Below are 26,036 nucleotides of genomic sequence, written 5' to 3'. Positions count from 1 at the left end.
TGCACTAAGTTGGATAAGGCTATGATAGACTTGCTGCCAGCGCTGCTGGGGCGAGCCTTATCGGTTATGCATTATTTGCTCAATGACCCACGATTAGTGTTATTTAACCACAGCAACCTATTGAATCCAAAGCATAAAAGCTACCTATTACGGTTTTGCGACATGACAGCAGGTTTATGACTGAATATACACAGCACGAAACACAGATAGTATTAGAAGCAGTAGTGCCCATGACGATGAGTGGGCAACGCTTGGATCAGATCGCAGCACACTGCTTCAGTGAGTATTCTAGATCAAGATTACAGGCTTGGATAAAGTCAGGACAACTGAAGGTGGATCAACACCAGGCTAAACCTAAAGATAAGCTGCTGGGTGGTGAAACATTAACTGTACAAGCAGCGCTGGAAGCTGAAGAGCGCTGGGTTGCAGAAGATATTCCACTGGATATCGTTTTTGAGGATGATGATCTTATTGTTCTCAATAAGCCTGCAGGATTGGTTGTGCATCCTGCGGCAGGGCATGCTCAGGGCACATTGTTGAATGCTTTATTACATCATTGTCCTGCGCTTGCCACTGTACCGCGAGCAGGCATTGTTCATCGCTTAGACAAAGATACGACAGGCCTGATGGTTGTAGCTAAAAATTTAACAGCGCACTGTGACCTCGTCGAGCAGCTTCAGGCTAGAACAGTGAGTCGTGAGTATGAGGCCTTAGTGTATGGCGCTATGACCGCTGGAGGGACTGTTGAGCAGCCCATTGGCCGTCACCCTCATGACCGTAAAAAAATGGCAGTGGTAGAAACAGGTAAGCCAGCTGTGAGCCACTATCGGGTTTTACAGCGTTTTGACTCAGCTACGCTCGTGAAAGTGAAGTTAGAAACTGGTCGTACCCATCAGATTCGCGTACATATGAGCTATTTGCACTATCCTTTAGTGGGAGACACGCTTTATGGTGGCCGGTTACGTCTACCCAAGGGTGCTTCACCTCAGCTGCAGTCTGTGTTGCACGGTTTTTCTCGACAGGCCCTTCATGCCAGACGTTTGGGGTTAATTCACCCAAGTCAAGAGGAATACTGCGAGTGGCAAGTTGATCGCCCTGCAGATTTTCAGCAATTGATCAGTGCGTTTGAGCAAGGCTAAGTGTAACACCTATCAAAAGTGCAATACCTATCAATAGAAGAGGAATAGGAATGAAGGTGGAAACCAAAGCAGAAAAGCTATGCAAGCATCGTTATTTGCTGGCAGAGTGGCCTGCACCGGCTAATGTTCATGCTTTGGTTACTACACGGGTATCAGGTAACAGTTTACCGCCTTATGGCTACTTTAATCTGGCATTACATGTTGGGGATAATGAAGACCGTGTTGCTGAAAACCGTAAACTTTTAATGGAAGACTGGGCGCTTTCCCAGCCCATCCAGTGGTTGAAGCAAGAGCATGGCGTGGAAGTGATTAATGCCTGTAATGATGGCAAGGAACGTACAGCTGATGCTGTGATTATAACGGAGCCTAACCTTGTGGGTGCCGTGTTAACGGCGGACTGTTTGCCGGTTTTTGTCACTAACCTGAGTGGAAGCAAAGTAGCTGTTATTCATGCGGGTTGGCGAGGAATGGCTGAAGGTATTATTGAAAATACCATTCATATTCTAGAGGAACCCCCCGAGCAGCTTATGGTCTGGTTGGGACCTGCCATTAGTCAGCAGCAGTATGAGGTTGGTGAAGAAGTCATGCAGGCCTTTGCAGGTCACCAGGATACAAACCGTTGCTTTCAACCAAGTCAGCGCAAAGGGCACTGGTATGCTGATTTATATGAGTTAGCACGAATACGCTTGTATTCTCTGGGAATAGAAGCGATCTATGGTGGAAATTTGTGTACCTATAGCCAGCCTGAATACTTTTATTCATATCGACGAGAAAACCAAACAGGTCGTATGGCTAGCGTTATTTGGTTTGCTTAGGCAACGCTCTTTAAGTTGCTGATTTTTAGTAATCTCCTATCGAAGGTCATTGGGTTCAACCTGCTGGCCTTGAATCCCCCTCTCTGAACTCCATATTAGTAAACAAGTAGATTCTGTCCGGAGAAGAAGGACAGTCACAGGTAGTTAATAGCTTCTCCTTTTCAGAATTCCAACGCCAAGTACCGTATTAATTGGCAAAGGAGTAAATGGTCTGACTCCTAACGATCAATAAAAAAGAGAGTTCAGGGCATACTCACCATCGCTTGGCAGGTTTATCAACAGTTTGCTAAAGATAGGGTGAACGAAGATGAGAATTGACCGACTGACTGCAAAACTCCAGGAAGCGATTGCTGATGCTCAGTCTCTAGCCGTAGGTAAAGACCATAACTACATAGAACCATTGCACCTTATGGTGGCTCTGCTTGAGCAGCAGGGTGGTTCCGTTAAGCCTTTATTAATGCAGGTTGGATTCAACCTCCAACAGCTGCGCCAGGACTTAGATTTAGCGTTAAGCCGATTGCCTACCTTGAAGACCCCTGATGGTAATGTGCAAATGTCACCAGATCTGGGACGTTTACTTAACATGGCCGATAAGCAGGCCCAGCAGCAAGGTGACCAGTTTATTTCCAGTGAAACCTTATTGTTGGTTGTCATGGAAGATAAAGGGACGTTAGGTGAGTTATTACGTCGGCAGGGTATCAGTAAGCAGGCATTACAAAATGCTATTGCTAACCTGCGCGGTGGTGAGTCGATTAACGACCCTAATGCTGAAGAGCATCGTCAGGCATTAGACAAGTACACAATTGATTTAACGGCAAGAGCTGAAAAAAGTCAGTTAGACCCTGTTATTGGTCGAGATGATGAAATTCGTCGCACAGTTCAGGTTTTGCAGCGCAGGACTAAAAATAACCCAGTGTTGATTGGGGAGCCAGGGGTGGGTAAGACTGCAATCGTTGAAGGTCTTGCGCAACGTATTATTAATGGTGAAGTCCCAGATGGCTTAAAAGATAAGCGGATTTTAGCCTTAGACATGGGGGCGTTGATTGCTGGAGCAAAATTTCGTGGTGATTTTGAAGAGCGCCTAAAAGCTGTGCTGAATGAGCTTTCCAAGCAGGAAGGGCGCATCATTCTGTTTATTGATGAGTTGCATACCATGGTTGGTGCTGGTAAAGCTGAAGGTGCTATGGATGCAGGCAATATGCTTAAGCCTGCGCTTGCCAGGGGGGAGCTACATTGTGTTGGTGCTACCACGCTTGATGAGTACCGCCAGTATATTGAGAAAGATGCTGCGTTAGAACGACGTTTTCAGAAAGTATTGGTTGATGAGCCTAGTGAAGAGGACACCATAGCCATTTTACGTGGTTTGAAAGAACGTTATGAAGTACACCATGGGGTTAATATTACTGACTCAGCAATTATTGCAGCTGCGAAACTATCCCATCGTTATATAACTGATCGGCAGCTACCTGATAAAGCAATTGACCTAATTGATGAAGCCGCTAGTCGGATTCGGATGGAGATGGACTCCAAGCCGGAATCTATGGATAAGCTTGAGCGTCGTTTAATCCAATTAAAAATTGAGCAAGAGGCACTCAAAAAAGAAGAAGACCAGGCTTCTCGTAAGCGGTTGGAAAAGTTAGAAGGTGACATTGAACGGCTTGAGCGAGAGTTCGCTGACCTTGAAGAAGTCTGGAAGGCTGAAAAAGCAGCTTTGCAAGGCTCACAAAAGGTTAAAGAAGATTTGGAGCGTGCTAGGACTGAACTGGACGCAGCAAGGCGAAGTGGAGACTTAACCCGGATGTCTGAGTTGCAGTATGGGCGCATTCCTGAGCTGGAGAAAAAGCTTGATTTAGCAGGCCAGGCAGAGATGAGTTCAATGAAGCTGCTGCGCAACAAAGTCAGTGAAGAAGAAATCGCTGAAGTGGTTTCCAAGTGGACGGGTATTCCTGTGGCCAAAATGCTGGAGGGGGAGCGGGATAAACTGTTACGTATGGAGTCAGCTCTGCACCACCGTGTTGTGGGGCAGGAAGAGGCCGTACGAGCGGTGTCCAATGCAGTACGACGCTCACGGGCAGGGCTTGCTGATCCTAACCGACCTAACGGTTCGTTTATGTTCCTGGGGCCAACAGGTGTTGGTAAAACAGAATTATGTAAGGCGCTGGCTGAGTTTCTATTTGATACTGAAGAAGCCATGGTGCGCATTGATATGTCAGAGTTTATGGAAAAGCACTCTGTAGCGCGCTTAGTGGGGGCACCTCCTGGTTATGTTGGTTATGAAGAAGGTGGCTACCTCACTGAGGCTGTTAGAAGAAAACCTTACTCTTTGATTCTGTTGGATGAGGTGGAAAAGGCGCATCCTGATGTCTTTAATATTTTGCTTCAGGTCCTGGAAGATGGCCGGCTAACAGATAGTCATGGACGTACCGTTGACTTCAAAAATTCGGTTGTCGTGATGACATCTAATTTAGGTTCGGATGTGTTACAACGGATTGATGAACAGGATTTTAAAAAGGTAAAAAATACCTTGATGGATATTGTAGCAACACACTTCAGGCCAGAATTCGTTAATAGGATTGATGAGCTTGTGGTTTTCCATCCGTTGGCCGCAGAGCAGATTAAAGGCATTGCGGAAATTCAGATCAACCTTTTGAAGCGTCGTCTCGCTGATCTAGATTTAAACATTCAGGTCAGTAGTGAGGTGATGGTCAAGTTAGTTGAAGTGGGGTTTGATCCTGTTTATGGGGCTCGTCCTCTAAAACGTGCTATACAACGCTGGCTTGAGAACCCTTTGGCTCAATATATTTTGGGGGGGCAGTTTGCGCCAGGAAGTACGATAGTTGCCTACTTGGCGGATGATGAGATTAGCTTTCGCCAGGAGTAAGCAGTTTCTAAGTCAGTTAAATTAGGGCTTTGCTGATTTAGCTATTGAACTCACTGGTTTGATAAGCTTCGCTGTGAGCATCAATAAACTGCTCTAAAGCACTTTGAGCTGATTCGCTAATATCAATGATATGAAACCCCGCCCAAAATAGGGTGGGGGCATTGCTGGGGGTGGCCCATAAGCATTCAACACCTAAGTTAAGAGTGCGTTCTTCTTTAGGGACATCGGTTAGATGTAGGCGGCATTGAAAAATGCGGCTTGGTGAAATGGATTGTGTGGTGAGCAGCATAAATCCGCTGTACGACAGGTCTACTAATGAGCCAAGCTTATGCTCTGTGTGAACATCGTATACCTCAAGCGGTTGTGCAATGGATATACGCTGTTCTTTGCGCCGATCATTCATACCCTAAGCCTTCATTCTTTGGATTTTTTGGGACGGGAAAGCTGCTTTAAAAAAGAGTGAATCTTTTCTAATGCACGATCCATCAACGGGGTTTTGGCGGGTAATGTATAAAAGTCCGCTTTATTACTTTGAAAGTCTTCAACCAGCTCACTCAGTGTTTTAACCATGGTCTTGTGCCCAGAGCTATCAACAAACATGTAGTGAAAGGTCGTATTGCTGTACCAGGACAGTTTTAGCCTAATCCAGTCATCTTGCACCTTAAATGAAAACCAGGTGCCGTAGTCAATCTTGCTTAACTTCTCTTTGAGCGATAGTGACTGCTCTATCGCTTCAACGGCTTCAGGATCAGAGATGGCATCTGATGTGTCTTGAGGAGCTACTGCGGCTGAGCTGGTTTTAGCTTCTTCGTGCTTAGTAATATCTTCTTCTTTTTCCTGAGCGGACTTAGTAGCAGTTGAAGGCGCTGAGTGTATTACTTCTTCCTCAATAGCATTTAGTGCTGCGCGCTGACAGCTGACCAGCGGGCGCATGGCTTCTTTTATATAGCTTTCCTGGTGGCCGCCTAAAGCAAGAATAAACTGCCGCAACTCATTAATCAGATGGGGTTGAGACTGCCGAAGTAAGTTTTTATCTCCTGGTGTTAACTTGGGTGAGATACTCCACAAAAGCTCATGAGCCAAGTCTTGAGCTTTTTGCCACTCACTATGCTTGTCATCTTTTCGCAGGTAGTGAAACACTAATACTTCATGCCATAGCGAGAATAAAAAGTGGTGAATAGGTTGAGGTACTTTGAACTTGAAGCTGGCTATAGCCTGCTGAATAACTTGCTTGGCTTCTTCTTTAGCTGCCTGTAGGCGATCATGTCCTTTTTCAGCTTCAACCGTTCGTCGCTCGATGATTTCTGCTTGTCGCTCCAGTTGTTTAATAAACTGGTCAAACTCTTGGAAAAGCAACTCGAAAAACTCAATGTCAGTATTGAATTCATTAAGTATTGTACGGACAGTAAACTGAATTTTGTCGATAACTCCATGGCTATCTTCATTGTTTTCCACCCAGTCTATGGCAGCTTGCGCCATGGTGTTGAGAAGTCGCCTGGCAGGATGAGTGTGTTGGGTAAAAAGGGCCTTATCCATTAATGCAAGCTTGAGATAGGGTGTGTGCAGGTGGCTGAGGATGACTTTGGCTTTATCTGGAAGGGTTTGTTCATCAAGAATAAAGTCAAAGAGCATACCTACCAGATCAATAATATCTGCATCATTGGAAGCGATAGGTTGCGCATGCTCATGGCCTTGGCTAAGTGTTGCAACAAGCTCTTCCTTTAACTCATTAACAACTTGCTCTTTTGGAAATGGTTCAGTTAGCGGCCGCTGAGCATGGTTTTGCAGAGTATTAAGGGCATCAACGACATCTGTTGTTGAATAGTCTGGAGTATTATTGTCAACATCAGCATTAAACTGATGAATGCTTCGAAATGGACGATTTACAGCTGAACCTGTTGCAGACTGTGGTGTGCCTAGTCCGTCAACTGGGTGGGAGGTGCCACTAAAAATATCGCGATAGTCAGCTAACAGGTCATGAATGGCATTGAATAAGGTGGCGGCTTTTTGAGAGGGATCAGCGGTGCTCTCACTGTAACCAGGCTCACTGTCTGCTGTTGTCTGTGGTGAAGTTGGTGCAGAGACCTTTGTAGTTAATGGTGTACTCTCTGTTGTAGCTTGTTTGGCTGTCGGTTGATTTTGTGGCTGAGAAGAGCTTTGACCGCGAGATGTAATGGTTGATTTAACTTTGCTGTACCGAATGTTCGGTAAGATGTCTGCCTCAATTAATCGGTCATTAAGTGCCTCATAAACAGTAGCTAGCTCACTCATAACGTATAACTCAAATAGCTCAAATAAAGCCTTTTTAATACGCTTATTAAGTGCTATGACGCTAATAGCTTTTGCAAAACACTCTGCAATGCTCACTGGGGCAAATGGGATTTTTTCAATAGGCAGTCGCTCAGCTTTTAGCAATAAAGCAAAACGTTGGCTGAGGCTGTATAAAGCTTCGTTATTTTTGGCTACTGCTCGACTGGAAATGCTTGTCAACAGGACGGTTTGCTCAAATTCCTCTTGCTGCACGAGGTTGAGCTGGTCTGCGGTAATATCTTCAAATCCATTACTGCTTTGGTTTTGAGGTCCATAAAGGTGGTTTTCAAAGTGTTGTGCTAGATGTTGATGAAAAGCTCGCTCAATAGAAGCTCTTTGCATGCGAAGCTCTCGCATGGCATCAAAGAAGATGGTTTGGATGCTGTTGGTTTCTGCCTGGTCTGCTGCAGCAAAGAAAGCATCATCAATATTGTTGAACAGGTTGGTCAGCATTTCTGCTGTATGATTCATCGTGATTTGACGGCAACTTTGCAGTAATTTTTCAAATCGAGGCTCAATTTGCCTGCGTGGGCCTTTTTGTTTAGAGGCTAAATCGACGATCTTGTTATTTTCAGGCTTTGTCATATCTGTCCTTGCGCTCTGGGAGTCCCGAAAACATGGACAACAGGTTGCATAGTCCTGCTAAAAATTGGGTTTGCTTTGCTCTGGTGAGAGTAGATCACGGATAATCTGCTCGGTCGTGGTTTGGTGAATAGATCAACTCATCAGCTCTGGTTTTTGAACACATTACCTTGAGTATAGTTGGCAAACAATTTTTGGGTGTGGATTGATAGGATGAGCCACTTTTACTCTAATTAAACCAAAATTGTTTAGGCTGGTATTGCTTGCAGCGGCTTTATACGAAATTGTTTAAAATATGTCTAGCTACAAAAGAGTTAGCTAATTTTACTATAAAAGGGGTTGACAGTTTCTACCAGTACGGTATCATGCGCGCCACCAACGTTGAGGGAGACAGCAAAAACCTCAGCGCTGAGTCGGTCCCCGATAGCTCAGTTGGTAGAGCAAATGACTGTTAATCATTGGGTCGCTGGTTCGAGTCCAGCTCGGGGAGCCAAATCACGGGGTATAGCGCAGTCTGGTAGCGCGCCTGCTTTGGGAGCAGGATGTCGGGAGTTCGAATCTCTCTACCCCGACCATATTTGGGTCGTTAGCTCAGTCGGTAGAGCAGTTGGCTTTTAACCAATTGGTCGCAGGTTCGAATCCTGCACGACCCACCATCATTAAACACCTCTCGTTTATAGCAACCATCCTTTACTTAAAACCCTTAAATTTAAAATCTTTCCACTTGCCTCTGCTCTAAGCAAATAGCGGCTCTGCAGCTTAATCTATTTTGACCTAGCCTATACCCAAAACGAAGGGTTTTTAGGGGCGGCCGTCAAATGATGAAGACCCAGGAGCTTATATTAATAAGTGACTGGAGTGACAGTTAAATGCTCATGCATAAACTGCATTTCCACCATCCTTGGTAGTCAAGAGCGATGACAACAAACCCTGAAAATGATTCGTAAAGGGTATATCCGCCAAAAAGCTGACTCATAAAGTAATTACCTAACTCACGACTGATTACCCCCAGCCCAATAATAATCAGCAAAAGCCAGCCAAGTAACTTTAATGGCTTAAAGGGTGATCGTTCGATTTGGTGGACAGGTGAACTTAAGTACTCATTTACACGGGCGAGGTCTTCAGTAGAGAGTGATTTTGAGCTGGGCGACTGGTCATGTTTATTTTTGCTTGGGGTTGCTGCAGACATAGCCTTAATGTGCTCCATGCATTTTACGGTTCAGTTTAATCAACATGTAAAACCTGCTTATCCTGAAGCTGGCTTTACATGTCGTATTTGATAGTCAGTTATTTTTTTATGAAATCCGCTCAATGGCTACTGCTGTGGCCTCACCTCCACCAATGCATAGAGAAGCAATGCCACGTTTCAAATTATAATGCTCAAGCGCATACATGAGCGTAATCAAAATTCTGGAGCCTGTTGAGCCAACAGGATGGCCCTGAGCACATGCACCACCGTGAATATTGACTTTCTCATGAGGTAAATCTAAGGCTTGCATGGCAAACATGGTGACCATGGCAAAAGCTTCATTGATCTCAAATAAATCGACATCATCTTTTTGCCACTGAGCTTTATCCAGAACTTTTTTAATGGCGCCAACAGGGGCTGTTGTAAAGGTCGATGGGTGTTGTGAGTGGGTGCTATGAGCAATAATACGGGCTTTGGGAGTCAAACCACGCTGTACAGCTTCTGACTCAGACATTAACACAATGGCTGATGCACCATCCGAGATAGAGCTGGAGTTTGCGGCAGTAATAGAGCCATTCTGAGCGAATGCTGGCTTCAAGGAGGGGATTTTCTCAATATTTGCTTGACCCGGTTGCTCATCGGTTTGAACGAGGGTTGTTTGTTTACGCGTTTGTACAGGGACAGGTACAATTTCAGCGTCGAGCTTATTGGTTTGAATTGCATCATTGGCACGTTGCAATGAGTTAATAGCAAATTGATCCATGGCTTCTCGACTGATTTCATGTTCATCTGCCGTATGTTGTGCAAACCAACCCATGAGCTTGCCAGTCTCTGCATCCTCAAGCCCATCAGTAAACATGTGATCTAGCACCTGTTGATGTCCCATTCGATAACCTTGTCTGGCTTTTTCAAGAAGGAAAGGTGCATTACTCATACTTTCCATGCCGCCAGCTAGCATGATGGTATTCGTACCCGCCTTAATTAAGTCATGGGCAAGCATGACTGCTTTCATACCTGAGCCGCATAACTTGTTAATCGTTGTACAGCCTGTACTTGCAGGAATGCCTGCTTGGAGACTAGCTTGGCGAGCAGGACCTTGCTTCAGACCAGCAGGTAACACACAACCCATGATAACTTCTTGAATATCCGTGGGTGACAAAGCACTTCTTTGAATGGCCTCTTTGACAGCAATAGCTGCTAAATCAACAGCCGACAGTGTTTTAAATGCACCTTGAAAGCTGCCCATGGGAGTGCGGGCGCCATCAACCAGAACAACTGCATCCTTATTTTGCATGAGCTTACCTGTTCATATTAGAAAATTTGTTATTAGATTTATTCTTATGCAATACCCTTTGCTTAGAGGGTAAGGGGATGATTATTACGTTTTGTAGTGAGATTTTAACTGTTTTTAAAGGGGAAATACTACGTAATAACTGACTGGTAAGTTTTGGAAATGTTAATGACTTTTTTGTCTTAAAGATTGCTTTTTGCACTTAGCTACATGCACGATAAATGTCGTATATTTATTCTGTTAAGAGTGTAAACGTTAGTGTGGTGTATAGAATGACTAGGAGTTTATATAAAGCAGTAACTCGACGGTCAGTTTATGTGCATTTAAGCTTTATTAATAAGCTTTACAACTTCGTGATCACAGTGTCGAAGGCTTTATGATGTATTTAAGTCGTTAATATGACACGTTAAGGATGACAATTCATGCTAAAAACAAAAATTGTTAAACCCACTGCCAGTGCGTACGAATATCCTCTTTTAATTAAGCAGATTTTACTCTCTGGTCCGCGTTATGAGCCTCAGCAGGAAATAGTCTATCGTGATTTATTTCGTTATACCTACGGCGAGCTTTATGAGCGTATCTGTCGTTTAGCAAATGCGTTAACAAAAGCGGGAGTGAGACCTGGAGATACTGTAGCAGTTTTAGAGTGGGACTCTCATCGTTACCTTGAGTGTATGTTTGCGATTCCCATGATCGGTGCCATTATCCATACGGTAAATATTCGCTTATCTCCCGAGCAGATTTTATACACAATGAATCATGCCGATGATAAGTTAGTGCTAGTTCATGATGACTTTGTACCGTTAATGGCACAAATAAAAGACAAGTTAAATACGGTTGAAGGATTCTGGCTATTAACAGACAAGCCATCTGAAAGTAAGCATGATAACTTGTCTTCGCAAGGCGTCTCATTTCAGGGAGAGTACGAAGCGCTTTTGGCTGAAAGTGAGACTACCTATAATTTCCCTGACTTTGATGAGCACTCTGTTGCTACTACTTTTTATACAACAGGTACTACCGGAAATCCCAAGGGAGTTTATTTTACCCACAGACAAATTGTTCTGCATACCTTGGTGATTTCTTTATCATTAGGCAGTTTAGCGGGCCAGCCATTGATGAACTCTGGCGACACTTATATGCCTATCACACCCATGTTTCATGTTCATGCTTGGGGAGTGCCCTATGCAGCAACAATGGTGGGCACGAAGCAAGTTTATCCTGGACGCTATGAGCCTGATTTGCTGATTAAATTACAACAGCAAGAAAAAGTTAGCTTTTCTCATTGTGTACCCACAATTGTAAATATGCTTTTAAACTCAGAGGCTGCAAAGCAGGCAGACTTATCTGGTTGGCGTATTTTAATTGGTGGTTCGGCTTTAACGAAAGGGTTGACTGTTGCTGCCAGAGAAAAAGGCGTTATTTTGACAGGGGCTTATGGTTTATCAGAGACATGTCCGTTGCTATCAGTTGCTTATTTAAACGAAAAGCTAAGAGATTTGCCTGAGGATGAGCAAATTGATTTTAGAATTAAAACCGGTATACCAGCACCTTTGGTGGAATTGGCAATTGTTGATGAAGAGGGAAATGATTTAGCCCATGATGGACAGCAAGTAGGTGAAATAGTGTGTCGGGCACCTTGGCTCACTCAAGGTTACTTAAAAGAAGAAAAAGGAAGTGAGGCGTTATGGCGTGATGGTTGGCTCCATACTGGTGATGTGGCAACCATTGATGCACTTGGTTTTATTCAAATTACTGACCGAATTAAAGATGTCATAAAGACCGGTGGAGAGTGGATTTCTTCACTGACCCTGGAAAACTTAATCAGTCAGCACCCGGGTGTATCTGAAGTTGCTGTTATTGGTTTACCTCATCCTGAGTGGGGGGAAAGGCCATGTGCTTTGGTTGTATTAAAAGATAAGCAAACAAAGGGTGAAGATATACAGATACACTTACAGCAATTTGTAGCACAAGGGAAGATTCATAAATGGGCGATTCCTGAAGTAATAGAGTTCGTTGATGCTATTCCTAAAACCAGTGTAGGAAAAATTGATAAGAAAAAAATACGTGCAGAAAAAATCCAGTAAGCGCTATTTTTTACTGGTTGGCTCAGTAGCACAAGGAGTGTGCTATGCAATTAGAGTATAAAGTAGCTGTTTTTGATGAGTCACCTGCAACAGCATGGGTTGGAAGAGTTGAGCGTTTTTTTCATGTGCTTAAGCTCAACTCTGTGGATGAAATGCAACATGCGGCGAGTAGTGAGTCAGTAAAGTTAATTGTTATTTTCCCCATTGAGTCGATGACTACAGCATTGTCGATGTGTCAGCATTTATATGAGAATGGCCTGACTGAAGGGACCTCTATTGTGCTGGTGGCTTACGAAAAAGACCTTGAGTTTCGTATGCATGCTTATGAGATGGGGTGTAATGATGTTATTCATGTTGCTATGGGGGATAATGAATTACATGCTAGGCTGACTAAAGAAATCTACCACACCATTGCTAATCAGCAGCTGAAAAAGCGCCTAAAACTTTCCCTAAGACAGCAGTTGACAAGTATCGATAATTTACCTCAGGGTGTGTCTTATGACTTTGTTCAGGACTGTTTCAGCAGTGAAAATCTCGATCAGTTAGGGCAATGTTTGCTTACTCAGCTGGAAAGCTTCGATATTGCCGCAAGTGTTCAGTTGCGGGCTCAGTTTGGCAAAAAAACCATGGAAGCACATGGTATGACGAAAGCCTTTGAAACACACTTGTTGGATAAGTTATGTAAACAGGGTGCCTGGCATGTATTTGGTCGACGTTGTGTATTCAATACTGAGCGAGTATCGCTCTTATTAAAAAAAGCACCGGACTTTTCTGGGAAAGAGGTTGATGCATTCAGGCAATGGTTAAGTGTTCATGTTGCTATTGTCGAACAGAAAATCCAACAGCTGGATATGAGTATGGCATTGCAAGCTGAGCGTGCTTTTATCAATATTTTTATTGCTAGGGTGCAGCGTTTTATACAAAAAGTAGAAGATGGCTATCAAGCCTCCCTTAGAGAGGTTGCTGATTTATTTGATAATTTATCGTTGCAACTGGGTGATGTTGTGCATGGTAAATCATATCCTGCGTCCTCGGAAACAATAGACCAAGTATGGGCTGAGACAAATAAACAACTACAAAGTGTTTTCCTGCAAAGTATTTATATCGAAAATGAGTTTGAACGTTTAGTTTACAAGTTAAACGCTGTTATTAATGGACAAGAGAGTGAAAGCAGAGCTAGCTTGCTGAAAGATATTATCGATAATGAGCTAGAGTCGGTTAACACTATTTGATTCACTGTTGGGAGGCTAATTTTCAAGCCAACGATACGAGAGGTAAAAATGAAGCACTAGCCTTTAACGCTGTGTTTCATAGTAAACATAGTAAATGAAGGAGCATACTATAAAAAGCCAAATTAGGTGGGGGAAATAATGAGGCAGTTACAGGAATATGCGCGAGTCGGGCTGATCATTGCTTTATTGGGTGGGGGTGTTGTGGGATGCCAAAAGTTAGTTGATGGCGACTGGTTTAAGGAGCCATTCGCTAAGCAAACGGCAAAAGTTGATGCGAACAAAAACTATTCTGCTAAAGATAATTTTTATATTGATCGGCAAGAAGAGTCTTTGCGTCAAGCATTAGAAAAAACAAAAGTAAGTGTTTCTCGCGATTTAGATCATTTAGTATTGATAATGCCTGAGGAGGCGAGTTTTGCTATCAATGCTACACATATCCGCCAGGACTTTAGCAAAGTACTTAATGCATTAGCAGACGTTTTAGCGGAGTTTGATCAGAATACGGTTGAAATTATTGGACATACTGACAATACAGGTGACTATCAATTTAATCAGCGATTATCCCGAGAGCGAGCAAGAGAGGTAGCTTATCATCTGACACAAAGAGGTATTGCTGCTTCTCGTGTCACTTTTTATGGTATGGGACCTGATAGTCCAATAGCCAGTAATGATACTTCATCTGGCCGTATGATGAATCGTCGAGTTGAAATTAATATCAAACCCCCGAAACATTAAATGGTGATATAGCTGCCGTTAAAGCAGCTATATTTTTTTAGGGGTTATTGTGTGATCTTTGAGTATATTGCTGATGCATATCCGCTAGCAATTTATCCTTTTTTTGCCAAAGATCACTTACCCAAAACTGGAATTGCTCACGAAACACAGGGTCATTGAGATAATCTTTGTTTTTAAATTCGTTAGGGATTTCTGTTTGCTCAATTTTAATAACCACATTACGAAATTTTCCACATAAAAAGTCCCAATAAGAGCGGTACTGAGCAGGGTAATAAATCGTAATATTCAGCATACTCTTTAGCTGATCACCCATGGCGCCTAATACAAAGCCAATACCTCCTGCCTTGGGCTTCAGTAGAAACTGATAAGGTGACTGTTGGTCCCGGTGTTTATGTGGTGTAAAGCGGGTTCCTTCTAAAAAATTAAAAATGGCAACGGGTGTGTTTCGGAATTTCTCGCAGGCTTTTCTTGTTGTTTCTAAATCTTGACCTTTTTTTTCTGGGTATTTTTCAAGGTAGTCTCTGCTATAGCGCTTCATAAATGGAAAATCTAAAGCCCACCAGCATAACCCAATAAAAGGTACCCATATCAATTCTTGCTTGAGAAAAAACTTAAGCATAGGAATACGACGGTTGAGTATATGCTGCAAAATTGTAATATCAGCCCAAGACTGATGGTTACTTGTAACTAAATACCAGCCCTCTTTCTGGAGCTGCTCAAGACCCTCAATATGCCACTTTGGCTTTTGGGTAAGGTGAATCCAGCCGCTATTAATGGTCATCCATAATTCAGCAATACGAATAGAGACTTTAGCGCACCATGCCCGCCACCCTTGAATAGGAATAATCAGCTTTAAAAAAGTGATAATAAATAATGGCCAACACAAAGTCAGCGTATTAAGCACCAGCAGTAATCCTGCAACGCATCCACGAACTGTTGATGGTAAAAAATACAGCATGTGTTTTCGTCTCTTTTTTTATGATTTCCTTGGTAGCTGGTTTTTAGTGTTTATTATGTGCTCTATCCAAAGCAATAAGAGAGTATTATCACTAAAAGCAGCAGCTTACGATGGATTTTAATAAAAGTGCAATATGAGTACGATGAGTAACGCGGAGTTTGACAGGTTTAGGAAAGGATTTCATCTTGTTTAAATAAGATGGCAATTAAGGTAGAACTAAAGAAAGAGGAGCGTATACCTTGAACAAGGCATACGCTGTTTGGGTTAATTACTTTCTGCTTTTCTTGCAGCAGCTTCGCGCTGTACTTGTTCCGCCTGGATTGCGGTCAAAGCAATTGTAAAGACGATATCATCAACCAGAGCACCACGGGATAGGTCGTTTACAGGTTTGTTTAACCCCTGCAGCATAGGACCTACACTGATTACATCTGCACTACGTTGCACAGCTTTATAGGTGGTATTTCCAGTATTAAGATCAGGGAAAATAAAGACGGTTGCTTTACCTGCCACAGGGCTATCAGGAGCTTTTTTATTAGCAACGCTTTCGATAGCAGCAGCATCGTACTGCAAGGGGCCATCAATCAAAAGGTGAGGGCGCTTGCTACGTGCAATCTCTGTGGCTTTTCTTACTTTCTCTACTTCACTGCCAGAGCCTGAAGAACCTGTACTGTAGCTGATCATGGCAACCCTTGGCTCAATACCAAAGACTTTCGCTGACTCAGCACTTTGAATAGCGATATCAGCCAGGTCTTCTGCTGTAGGCTCAGGATTTACTGCACAGTCACCATAGACCAGTACCTGATCAGGTAGCAGCATAAAGAAAACTGAAGAGACTAGCTTGGCATCGGGTTTGGTTTTAACCAGCTGGAAAGCAGGGCGAATGGTGTTCGCAGTGGTATGCACAGCACCGGATACCAATCCATCGACTTCATCCATAGCCAGCATCATGGTGCCTAATACCACGTTATCTTCCAGTTGTGCTTCAGCCATAGGAGCATTCAGGCCCTTGTGCTTCCGCAGTTCAACCATTGGCTGGATATAGCGTCCACGAACGGCCTCAGGGTCCATAATAATGACTGTCTCAGGTAACTCAACACCGTGGTTTGCAGCAACTTGATAGATTTCTTCCCGGTTACCCAAAAGGATACACTGGGCAATGCCTCGGTCATGACAAATTGCAGCAGCTTGAATTGTTCTGGGTTCATTACCTTCTGGCAGAACGACTCTTTTCTTCGCTTCGTTAGCGCGCTTGGTGAGCTGATAACGAAATGCTGCAGGAGACATCCGAGTTTCAATAGCTGTACCACAGCGTTCTTTTAACCACTCAGCATTGAGGTGATCAGCCACAAAGTTCATGACCTGTTCCATACGGTCATAATCGTCAAGAGGTACCTCAGTATTCATTTGAGTCAGTGCTGCAGCTGTGTTGAAAGAGTCTAAGCCTGTAAGCAACACAGGTAAGCCACTCTCATGAATAGCTTTTTTACACAGTTCAAAAATACGAGGATCGGGCTCGATACCATTGGTCAGCATTAAGCCTGCCAAAGGGACACCATTCGATGCTGCCATACTGGAAGCAAGAATCACATCATCACGGTCACCAGGGGTAATGATCAACTTACCAGGCTTGAGGTGGTGGCTCATATTGGCCGCAGTTCGTGCACATAGCACTTTAGAAGTGACTCTTCGAGAGGTGATGTCCCCTTCGTAGATAATCTTGGTATCCAGTAATTCAGCAATATCTTTGGTGCGCGGAGAAGACAACGCCTCATCCCAAGGAACTGCACCAATAGGGGCAAACTCTTTGCGGTTAAAGGCGGCAAGTTTTCGTAGCTCTATGGGCTTACCAGGGCAAATTTTCTTATAGTCGGCGTTTGGAACCTTGTTAAGAATGTAACCCAGTAGCTTGTTGTTACCAATACCACCAAAATTTTCAGCCGCAATTTCTAAGCGGTTTGCTGTTTCTTCCAGTGTGCTTTCATTGCATGAAGCAACCAAAATAACTTCTGAACCAATTGCTTTTGCAATTTCACGGTTTAAGTGAGTGACATAAGGAGCACTTCGAGTGGGAACTAAGCCTTCAATGACAACCACATCAGCATCTTTAGCGCTTTGATCAAACAGCTCAATGATACGGTCCAGTAACTTATCTTTTTGATTATCACCCAGCAAATCTTCCACTTCACTCAGTGAAATCGGAGTGGGTGGATTTAGCCCCATGTGTTGCTGAATGACATGAGTTGAACGTTCTGGGCCTCGATCTGAGATGTGAAGCTGCCCAATAGGCTTAAAAAAATGAACCCGCAGGCCGACGTTATCAAAGGCACGGACCAGCCCCATAGATACGGATGTGAGTCCGACTCCAGCACTTGTGGGTGCAAGAAAAAAAGTATGCATACAGTTAATCCTTCTACAGCAACTGTATATACCCCCAGCAAACTGTGAACATAGCAAACAAAAGCTATGACAAATATGAGCTTGCTGCGGCTATATCTTCAAATTAACAGCCTGCAAGTTGAGCTGCGTCACGAGCAATCATGAGTTCTTCATTGGTATTGATGACCAAGGCAACAGGGCTATCTGCAGTGGTAATAATGCCTTTGTTATTTTTACCGTTGTTTGCATTGGCATCAGCATCAAGTTGAAAGCCAAAAATACGCAGTTGTTGTAAAACCTTAGCACGTATTACGCGAGAGTTTTCACCAATACCACCTGTAAAGATTAGGGCATCAATATGGTCCAGTGAGCTGGCAAGGCCACTCAAGGATTTAGCCAGCACATAGCTGAATACATCTATTGCCAGTGTTGCCTGTTCGTGACCCTGCTCCATAGCTTCTTCAAGTGTACGACAATCATTACTGAGTTCAGAGAGACCAAGTAATCCACTTTCTTTGTTAAGTAATGTGGTAATACGGTCAATATCATAGCCAAGCTGTTGATGAAGGAAGTTGAAAATATTGGCATCAATATTTCCACAGCGGGTGCCCATGACCAGCCCTTCTAATGGCGTTAGGCCCATCGTCGTATCTACTGATTGGCCATGATATATGGCAGCAGCACTGCAACCATTACCTAAATGAGCACATAAAATATTGCTTTCATTTACAGGAATATTAAGGCGCTGGCAGGCCTCCCCTGTGACAAAGCGGTAGCTGGTACCATGGAAACCATAACGGCGGACATGATGGTCGCGATAGAGAGAATGAGGAATAGCATAGAGGTAAGCCTGAGGAGGCATAGTTTGGTGGAACGAAGTGTCGAATACAGCAGCTTGAGGCAAGTTTGGAAAATACTTTTGAGTAATTCGAATGCCCAGTAAATGTGCTGGGTTGTGAAGAGGTGCAAGCCCTTTACAGTCTTCAATGGCTTGTACTACATCATCATTGATGAGGGTAGAAGCTTTGAAGTGCTCACCGCCATGTACAACACGGTGGCCAATAGCGGCAAGGGTTTCTGTCAGTTGTTGCTCTTCCAGTAAGTGGAGAATTTTCTGGCAGACAATATCGTGATCTGCATTAGGCATGTCGTAAATGGTTTTTTCACCATCTTGCTTCCAAATGATACGTGCTTCAGGCTGGCTTAAACGCTCAGCTAAACCACTGACATATTCATGTTCATTTTGGGGGTTGATGACTGCAAACTTGATTGAGGAACTGCCTGAATTGATGACAAGAATATTTTGCTTACTCATAGTTACCTTCACAACTGCTAAAGCTAGAGTTTGACAGGCCTTACACACTGACTAGGTCACCTATGTCTGCGGGTGTCAGAGGCTGAGGGCTGCTGGAGACAATCATTCACACAAGTCTGGAAGCTTACTGGTGTGCTTACCTATAAAAGCGTGATGTGAGACGCTATTGTTTGATCGCCCGGATCAATTTACCCCAAGTCAGTATAGTGCTGAATGAGGGTTGATGACGGATGATTATGGACTTGTAGCGATTATGCAGGGAAGTGTAACCGGAAAAACAATATCGGGTATACGTAAAGCTACGGAAAAACACGTATTAATTGATCTGAGTGGGAGGTTGTTGAACAGATTGAATTAGCAGTATGTTTTGGAAAATGATTCACTTGCTTTATAAACTTTTCAGTTATGTAAACTTGTTAAAATTACTACAATTAAACACACTTTTCGTAAGTTTTCTGTTCTGGTAAACCTTGAACAGGTTGCACTTAAATACTCTCTTAAATTAAAGAGGAAAGTGATAGCTGAATACGTTTGCCATTCAGCTGTTTATAAAACAGGCTGTAGGTATTTCATTATTGAGTGGCGCTCTCTTCAATCGTTAACTGTTGTTTAATCATTGGGGCCAGTACAGTCCATACATTTTTCAAAATAATAGGCTGAGCTGCCTGGTTGGGGTGCAAACCATCAGCCTGGATAAACTCTGGATTTCCTGCAACACCTTCTAGAAAGAAAGGCATTAATGGAATGTTTTGTTCTTGGCTGAGGGTGGAAAAAAGTTGGCTAAATGCTGATGTATAGGGCTTGCCGTAGTTGGGTGGGATATGCATCGTGAAGAGTACTGGTAAGGCACCTTGCTGTTTACAGAGCAGAATCATTTGTCGAAGGTTTTGCTTAAGAAGCTTTAAAGGAAGCCCTTGTAGGCCATCATTAGCTCCGAGTTCAATCAGTACGATAGTTGGCGTATATTTAGCAAGTGCAGAGGGTAGGCGGCGTAATGCGCCAGCGGATGTTTCTCCGCTAATGCTTATATTAGCTACTGATAAAGGAATATCGTGAGCTTTAAGTCGTTCTGCCAGTTGGTTGACCCAGCCAGCGGCTGGATCTAAACCATAACCAGCACTCAGGCTATCACCTACGACTAAAAGGGTTTTAGCGAATACATTTTGCGTTAAGCTGAGTGTCAAAGTCATCAGAATAACTCGAACTGTCTGTTGCCAATACGAAAGAAGGAATTCCATGTCGATACCCAGTGCTGTAGCGGCGAAAAATATCGGTAAGCATGTTACAACCCCCGATGGAGTCCTCACTATATTGGAGGGTATTAGCTTTGAGATCAAGCAGGGGGAATCTGTCGCTGTTGTTGGCGCCTCAGGTTCTGGCAAGTCGACCTTGTTAGGTTTATTAGCTGGTCTGGATACACCCAGCCAGGGCGACGTCATGTTGAATGGTGAAGTCATTAGCTCTCTTGGTGAAGATGAGCGAGCCAAGCTTCGTGGTGAAAAGGTAGGTTTTGTCTTTCAGTCATTTCACTTAATTCCTGCGCTGACAGCACTGGAAAATGTTATGTTGCCTTTGGAGCTTGCTGGACATCCTGCCCCTGAAACGGAAGCTAAATCTCTTATGGTGCGTGTAGGGTTAGACCACCGTTTGCAGCACTATCCCAAGCAGCTTTCTGGCGGTGAGCAGCAGCGCGTTGCTATTGCCCGAGCCTTCGTCAATCGTCCTCCTATTTTATTTGCGGATGAGCCAACCGGGAACTTAGATACGCATACGGGTGAGCGTATTATTGAATTATTGTTTCAGCTGAATGAAGAGGAAAATACGACACTTATTTTGGTAACCCATGACATGCAGCTAGCCAGTGCTTGTCAAAGACAACTTCACATAGATGCTGGACAGTTGGTAGCTGCATCATGAAACGAGTACTGCTAAGTATACGTCTGTTAATGCGTGATATTCGTTCAGGTGAGCTTAATGTCATTATTGCCGCATTATTAGTGGCTATTGCCACAGTAGTTGCCATAAACAGCATTACGGAGCGCTTGGAAAAAGTCATGAGTCGCCAGGCCACTGAGTTGCTTGGGGCTGACTTGGTGTTACGCAGTTCTTATCCTGCGCAAGATTCACTATTGGCTGAGGCGAAGAGTTTGCCCCTAAAGCAAGCTGAGACAGTCACTTTTCCAAGTGTGGTCGTTGCCAATAACAATTTTCAGCTGGCGGCTATAAAAGCTGTGAGTGAGGGGTATCCTCTGCGCGGTGAGTTAAGGATTGGACAGCAGGTTTATGGGTCTGGTCAAAAAACTCAGGCAGTCCCTGCAGAAGGAGAGGTATGGCTTGAGCCACGGCTGTTTGGTTTGCTCAATATTAAGCTTGGAGAGAGGTTAACGATAGGAGATGCAAACTTTAAAGTGACCCAGGTACTCACTTATGAGTCAGATAGAAGTGGTGACTTTTATACATTGTCTCCTCGAGTCTTGCTTAATCTCAAGTCGCTGACTGCAACGAAAGTCATTCAACCAGGGAGTCGAGTAGCTTACTTTTATTTGTTTAGTGGCTTACCAGAGTCTATTGAGCAACTAAAAACACGACTTACATCCAAATTACAGCCCAGTCAGCGCTTGTTGGATGTTAAGGCCAATCGACCAGCATTAAGTAATGCTTTAGAACGAGCAGAGCGATATTTAAGGCTGGCTGGCCTGATTGCATTAGCGCTTGCGGGGGTTTCCATTGCGGTTGGTGTGCAACGTTATGCACAGCGACACTATGATGCGGTTGCGATTATGCGCGCTGTAGGGTACACCCAGGCTGCTGTGTTGCAGTTACATATGCTACAACTGGTGTGCTTGGTCTGTGGGACTTGGCTTATTGGCTCAATTTTAGGGTTAGCAATACATCATGGCGTTATTTTAATTTTAGGGGAATTGCTGCCTCCATCACTTCCCCCTGTAGGCTGGCAGCCATGGGGTATTGGTTTGCTTGCTGGTTTAGGCGTTATGCTAGGTTTTGCGTTACCCAGCTTATTGCAGCTAAAGCAGGTTCCTCCCTTGCGTGTGCTACGAAGAGATTTATTGCCACCGTCAATTCGAAGTCAGTTGTGGTATGGCGTTGCAGTACTCACATTAGGCCTTTTGATGTGGTGGATCACTCTGGACTGGGTTTTGGCCATAGTCATTTTAGTAGCTATGTTAGGTTCTGGATTAGTACTGAGCATGGTATTACTGGCGTTGATCAGGCTTCTGCTCAAGCGTTTGCAACGTGAAAAATTACCACTGTTATTACGCTTTGCCAGCCGTCGTTTGTTACGACATCTGAGGTTTGTAGTGGGGCAAGTGCTTGCGTTGGGTTTAACTCTGATGGTAATGGCGCTCATATTCTTGTTACGAACTGATTTGTTGAGCGATTGGCAGAAGCAACTTCCTGTTGAAACACCAAACTACTTTGCAATGAATATAATGTCTGATCAGGTCCCTGAGCTATTACAGCAATTAACTCAGGGGAACGTCAGTCGCTCAGCTGTTTACCCCATTATCCGGGGAAGATTGCAAGAACTTAATCAAGTGCCTATCAAACAAGCTGTGACGAAAGAAGCACAAGATAATAACGCCCTTCGACGTGAACTTAATTTTACATGGTCAGATGAGTTACCGGCAGATAATAAACTAGTTGCAGGACAGTGGTGGACGAAGGAGGTAAGTTCAGAAGAAGTTTCCATTGAGTCGCAGCTGGCTAAAAAATTAGGCATAAAGCTTGGTGATCAATTGCTGTTTAATATCACAGGGCAGACATTCACGGTAAAAGTGACCAGCATTCGTGAAGTTAACTGGGAATCATTTAAGCCGAACTTTTATTTTATTTTTCCTAAAAAAGTATTGGATGAATATGCTGCAACTAATTTATTGAGTTTTTATCTGCCACCCGGGCAAGAGCACTTTATTATTGACTTGATTAAGCAATTTCCTAGTGTGACGCTATTGGATATTGATTTAGTCATACGACAGGTTCGGCAGATTTTAACGCAAGTAACGCTAGCCATTGAGTGTGTACTGGGGTTTGTGTTGGCGGCTGCGCTGGCGGTGTTAGCCGCTGCGATTGCGTCAAGTCGTGATGAACGGCTTCAAGAAGCGGTTATTCTTCGAGCATTAGGCGCAGAGACAGCCCGTATTCGACGCACAATTATTACAGAATTTGCCTTGCTAGGTGCATTGGCTGGTACTTTGGCGGTAGTTGGACTTGAATTAACTACTTGGTTTTTATACGAGCAAGTCTTTAATTTAGATTTTAGCTTTCATCTGTTGTATTGGTTTGTATTACCTATTAGTGGTACATGCTTAATTGGTGCTATAGGTTGGCTAACCACACGTCAAGTGACTATAGCCTCACCAATGAAGCTGTTGACAAATAGCCCGTAAGGCTTTTTAACTGTCAAAGTAGAACATGTTCTATAAGGGCCTTAGGCCATATATTGGTCATTAGTGTCTTTTTGTAAGTAAAAGCCCTTTTAAAAGTCATGACGGACTAGTTCGCCACCATTAAAAGGGTTGCTGATAGTAGAGGTAGAACCTACATATTGAGCATTATGCTGTTGTTGCACTATTTGTTTAACAGTTACTAATTGGTTAGGCTCAATATCAACTAGCAGTAAAAAGCTCCCTTTTTTCAAATGGTGGTGGTAAGGCGCTATTCGATAATTGTCATGTGCAGCGCCTATCATACCTCCAACCCAAGTGGAAAATGCGGTTAAAAGCCCGATAACAAAGATGATTAGGGCTAGATGCTCACTGGCTTCAGGGAAAAACAATAGCAGCCCATTACCTGCAGTGAGTCCTACTAGCAAGCCTATCAGTAGGCCGCGTTGGCCACAGTGAATAATATCCAGCTCTTGCCAAAAACTACTGTCATTAAGTCCGTGAAACTGGATAAGGGAGTGATCTTTATGGACAACATGGATGTTATTCTCTTTTACTCCTGACTTGTAAAGTTGTTGGGTAAGTTGATTGACGGTTTTAATGTTGTTGGTAAGGATATGAAGCTGTCTCATAGCGCACCTCCTTATACCTTTTACAATAGTTGATATTTGTATAAGTTTTCATGGTTTTTTAATACAAAATTAGCATTAAGAAAAATTCGTAAGTTTCGGTTTGCTATAGAAAACTTTGATAAAACGTTATTTATTATTAGGTTATATGTTTAGGTGGTAGTGAATTGTGTTTTATCACAAGGTGCTAAAGGCATAGCATCTTGTATAACTTGAAAAGCTAAAGTTACACCTTTAGTGCTATAGATTAAGCAAATGTAAGGGAGAGATTTGCGATGGTACTTAATCATGTTTGGGGTTTATTCACACATCCCCGTGAAGAATGGGTGGATATTCGCAAGGAAACACTGGTAAACAAACACCGCTATTTGTCTCATGTGTTAATTTTGGCTGCTGTACCAGCGATTAGCTCGTATGTTGGCGCAACCTGGACAGGTTGGTCTATTGGTGAGTTGGACTCTGCTAAATTAACAGCGGGTAGCGCTTTGTTGATGTCTTTAATGTCTTATCTAGCGATTATTGTTGCGGTTTTTATTATGGGGGCCTTTATTCACTGGATGGCAAAAACCTATGGTACTGATCCTAGCTTAATAAAGTGTATTATTTTTACAGCTTATGTTGGTACACCACTTTATTTAGTGGGTATTGTCGGTATTTATCCTTCGATTCCAATTACAATGACCGCGATAATTATCGCCATTGGGTATACTGCATATTTATTATACATAGGTATTCCCAGGGTGATGGAAATACCGCCAGAGCGAGGCTTCTTGTTTTCTACATCAGTGGTGTGTGTGGGCCTTGTCTTGTTGGTATCAATGAAAGTAGTTACTGCTATTTTTTGGGGAATTGGCATTGGTCCTGTCTACAGCTTTTAACGCATTCTTACAGCGGCGATGGCTGTATTTGTGTTTTGGAAGTATAAGGTGCAGGTGAGAGCAGCAAATGGATGAACTGCTGTGTCACATACTGCCAATCCTGACGTAATGCCGTATAGCGGGCATTACGTTTAATAGAGGCGATTTTATCCGGTCGGTCACATAGGGCTAATACCCGATCAATAAAGGTTTCTTCATCAACCCAGCCGCCATTTAAAGAAATTGACAGGCCTGATACATGGTTTTGTACATGCTGAGCCACTGCGCCTCGTTTAAATCCAACGACAACAACACCACTTGCCATTGCCTCTATAACAGTATTGCCCAGTAACCCTTGTTTATTGGGCTGTAGTAATATGTCGGCAGACGCATATATTTTTGGCAGTTGGCTGGCAGGAACATGGCTTATATAGGTGATGCCAGGAAAACGGTGCTTTAAATGCTCGGCTTGTTTGCCACTGCCAATACATACCATTTTATGCTGTTTGTTAGGAAAGTGATCTTTGATAATGCGAAATGTGCGTAGAGCAAGTTCAGCATTATGAGCTTGATCCAATGGACCTGTATATAAAAAAACTAGATCATGACGGCCTGCTTGCCACTGTTGTCGAAGTTCAGTACTACGGTAGCAGGGGGCAAAACGTTTGCTGTCAACTCCGTGACTAAGAATGGCTAAACGCTTCAGGCGTAATGATTGAAATTGTCGAGCATGATGGATTGAGTTAACCAGTGAATATTTGCTCTTGCCGTTAAACCAAGGCAAAACCAAATGATTTGCAATATGTTTTACACAATTAAAGTGAGAGGTTATTGTCAAATCAAAAAAACCTGTCACTGTTTGGATGGCTAGCCGAGAAGCTAATCGTGTTACCTGCCAGCCCATAAAGCTGGGTGAGGAAATATATACGGCGTCTGGTGGGTTTTGTGACCAATAGTCAGCAAGCCATGCAATAGGGGAAAGTGATAGTTTTTTTTTGCTGGATGCCATCATGTGTGAAGGTGTTACACAGATTAATCCAGGATGATATCGATGGTCTTCTTCTTGAGTGTGTGGGCATATTAGTTGTACTTGTAACCCATGATGGAGCATGCCATCAATCAAGTGGCGCAGCATCGTATTATGTGCCTGATTAAATAGAACAGGCGTATTAGCGACAATGGCAATGGTGGTTGGCTTGTGGGTCATAGGGAAGCTGCTAGTCAAATTACCAGAGAC

At 43.4% G+C, this 26,036-nt stretch carries 19 protein-coding genes and 3 tRNA genes; 12 read left to right on the top strand and 10 right to left on the bottom strand.

What is annotated here, in order from left to right:
• Positions 1 to 176: 176 nt before the first annotated feature.
• From rluD to clpB, 3 genes are all read left to right on the top strand, one after another.
• Entirely contained in the window at positions 177 to 1,139 is a 963-nt protein-coding gene (gene rluD / locus F607_RS0100525) for a 23S rRNA pseudouridine(1911/1915/1917) synthase RluD (RefSeq protein ID WP_027706468.1), read from the top strand.
• Between the two features lie 50 nt (positions 1,140 to 1,189).
• A complete protein-coding gene (gene pgeF / locus F607_RS0100520; RefSeq protein WP_051310604.1) occupies positions 1,190 to 1,954 on the top strand; it encodes a peptidoglycan editing factor PgeF in 765 nt (254 codons plus the stop codon).
• A gap of 307 nt (positions 1,955 to 2,261) precedes the next feature.
• Positions 2,262 to 4,835, top strand: a complete 2,574-nt coding sequence (gene clpB / locus F607_RS0100515) for an ATP-dependent chaperone ClpB (protein WP_027706466.1) — start codon at positions 2,262 to 2,264, stop codon at positions 4,833 to 4,835.
• 37 nt (positions 4,836 to 4,872) lie between these two features.
• On the opposite strand, the gene F607_RS27545 is transcribed toward clpB, so the two are convergent.
• Complete coding sequence (locus tag F607_RS27545; RefSeq protein WP_051310602.1) at positions 4,873 to 5,238, bottom strand: PilZ domain-containing protein; 366 nt, start codon at positions 5,236 to 5,238, stop codon at positions 4,873 to 4,875.
• Between the two features lie 11 nt (positions 5,239 to 5,249).
• Positions 5,250 to 7,730: a DUF1631 domain-containing protein gene (locus tag F607_RS0100505; protein ID WP_027706465.1), complete on the bottom strand. Its 2,481-nt coding sequence runs from the start codon at positions 7,728 to 7,730 to the stop codon at positions 5,250 to 5,252.
• Positions 7,731 to 8,144: 414 nt separating this feature from the next.
• Between F607_RS0100505 and F607_RS0100500 the strand changes: the two genes are divergently transcribed.
• The 3 genes from F607_RS0100500 to F607_RS0100490 all read left to right on the top strand — a co-directional run bounded on the left by F607_RS0100500 (position 8,145) and on the right by F607_RS0100490 (position 8,383).
• Positions 8,145 to 8,220: transfer RNA gene (locus F607_RS0100500), tRNA-Asn, on the top strand.
• A 5-nt stretch (positions 8,221 to 8,225) separates the two neighbouring features.
• Positions 8,226 to 8,302: transfer RNA gene (locus F607_RS0100495), tRNA-Pro, on the top strand.
• A gap of 5 nt (positions 8,303 to 8,307) precedes the next feature.
• Positions 8,308 to 8,383, top strand: a tRNA-Lys gene (locus F607_RS0100490).
• 209 nt (positions 8,384 to 8,592) lie between these two features.
• On the opposite strand, the gene F607_RS33390 is transcribed toward F607_RS0100490, so the two are convergent.
• On the bottom strand, positions 8,593 to 8,916 hold the full coding sequence (locus tag F607_RS33390; protein ID WP_084611044.1) for a DUF3094 family protein: 324 nt from the start codon (positions 8,914 to 8,916) through the stop codon (positions 8,593 to 8,595).
• A 106-nt stretch (positions 8,917 to 9,022) separates the two neighbouring features.
• Positions 9,023 to 10,210, bottom strand: a complete 1,188-nt coding sequence (locus tag F607_RS0100480) for a thiolase family protein (RefSeq protein WP_027706464.1) — start codon at positions 10,208 to 10,210, stop codon at positions 9,023 to 9,025.
• Positions 10,211 to 10,629: 419 nt separating this feature from the next.
• Between F607_RS0100480 and F607_RS0100475 the strand changes: the two genes are divergently transcribed.
• From F607_RS0100475 to F607_RS27535, 3 genes are all read left to right on the top strand, one after another.
• On the top strand, positions 10,630 to 12,291 hold the full coding sequence (locus F607_RS0100475) for a fatty acid--CoA ligase (protein ID WP_027706463.1): 1,662 nt from the start codon (positions 10,630 to 10,632) through the stop codon (positions 12,289 to 12,291).
• 44 nt (positions 12,292 to 12,335) lie between these two features.
• Entirely contained in the window at positions 12,336 to 13,523 is a 1,188-nt protein-coding gene (locus F607_RS0100470; RefSeq protein WP_027706462.1) for a PleD family two-component system response regulator, read from the top strand.
• Positions 13,524 to 13,661: 138 nt separating this feature from the next.
• A complete protein-coding gene (locus F607_RS27535) occupies positions 13,662 to 14,258 on the top strand; it encodes an OmpA family protein (RefSeq protein WP_051310600.1) in 597 nt (198 codons plus the stop codon).
• A gap of 37 nt (positions 14,259 to 14,295) precedes the next feature.
• Here F607_RS27535 and F607_RS0100460 read toward each other — a convergent pair whose 3' ends face one another.
• From F607_RS0100460 to F607_RS27525, 4 genes are all read right to left on the bottom strand, one after another.
• Entirely contained in the window at positions 14,296 to 15,216 is a 921-nt protein-coding gene (locus F607_RS0100460) for an acyltransferase (RefSeq protein ID WP_027706461.1), read from the bottom strand.
• Positions 15,217 to 15,480: 264 nt separating this feature from the next.
• Positions 15,481 to 17,613: a phosphate acetyltransferase gene (gene pta, locus F607_RS27530; RefSeq protein WP_038289376.1), complete on the bottom strand. Its 2,133-nt coding sequence runs from the start codon at positions 17,611 to 17,613 to the stop codon at positions 15,481 to 15,483.
• 103 nt (positions 17,614 to 17,716) lie between these two features.
• Positions 17,717 to 18,907 carry an acetate kinase gene (locus tag F607_RS0100450; RefSeq protein ID WP_027706460.1) on the bottom strand — a complete coding sequence of 397 codons (1,191 nt, stop codon included), beginning with the start codon at positions 18,905 to 18,907 and terminating at the stop codon, positions 17,717 to 17,719.
• Positions 18,908 to 19,479: 572 nt separating this feature from the next.
• Positions 19,480 to 20,145 (bottom strand): arylesterase, encoded by a 666-nt coding sequence (locus F607_RS27525; RefSeq protein ID WP_084611041.1) that lies wholly within the window; start codon positions 20,143 to 20,145, stop codon positions 19,480 to 19,482.
• Here F607_RS27525 and F607_RS0100440 point away from each other — a divergent pair.
• Together F607_RS0100440 and F607_RS0100435 are read left to right on the top strand one after the other, a co-directional pair.
• On the top strand, positions 20,144 to 20,824 hold the full coding sequence (locus F607_RS0100440; RefSeq protein ID WP_027706459.1) for an ABC transporter ATP-binding protein: 681 nt from the start codon (positions 20,144 to 20,146) through the stop codon (positions 20,822 to 20,824). The two genes, F607_RS27525 and F607_RS0100440, sit on opposite strands and share 2 nt — an antisense overlap.
• Complete coding sequence (locus F607_RS0100435) at positions 20,821 to 23,316, top strand: ABC transporter permease (protein ID WP_027706458.1); 2,496 nt, start codon at positions 20,821 to 20,823, stop codon at positions 23,314 to 23,316. Before F607_RS0100440 ends, F607_RS0100435 begins: the two co-directional genes overlap by 4 nt.
• Positions 23,317 to 23,405: 89 nt before the next feature.
• Here F607_RS0100435 and F607_RS0100430 read toward each other — a convergent pair whose 3' ends face one another.
• Complete coding sequence (locus tag F607_RS0100430) at positions 23,406 to 23,945, bottom strand: hypothetical protein (RefSeq protein ID WP_027706457.1); 540 nt, start codon at positions 23,943 to 23,945, stop codon at positions 23,406 to 23,408.
• A gap of 272 nt (positions 23,946 to 24,217) precedes the next feature.
• Here F607_RS0100430 and F607_RS0100425 point away from each other — a divergent pair, with 272 nt between their 5' ends.
• Entirely contained in the window at positions 24,218 to 24,820 is a 603-nt protein-coding gene (locus F607_RS0100425; protein ID WP_027706456.1) for a Yip1 family protein, read from the top strand.
• A gap of 7 nt (positions 24,821 to 24,827) precedes the next feature.
• Here F607_RS0100425 and F607_RS0100420 read toward each other — a convergent pair whose 3' ends face one another.
• Positions 24,828 to 26,006 carry a glycosyltransferase gene (locus tag F607_RS0100420; RefSeq protein ID WP_027706455.1) on the bottom strand — a complete coding sequence of 393 codons (1,179 nt, stop codon included), beginning with the start codon at positions 26,004 to 26,006 and terminating at the stop codon, positions 24,828 to 24,830.
• Positions 26,007 to 26,036: the final 30 nt, after the last annotated feature.

It is taken from the genome of Zooshikella ganghwensis DSM 15267, assembly GCF_000428585.1.
In the GTDB taxonomy this organism is placed as follows: domain Bacteria; phylum Pseudomonadota; class Gammaproteobacteria; order Pseudomonadales; family Zooshikellaceae; genus Zooshikella; species Zooshikella ganghwensis.
This window is presented reverse-complemented; position numbering and strand designations above follow the sequence as displayed.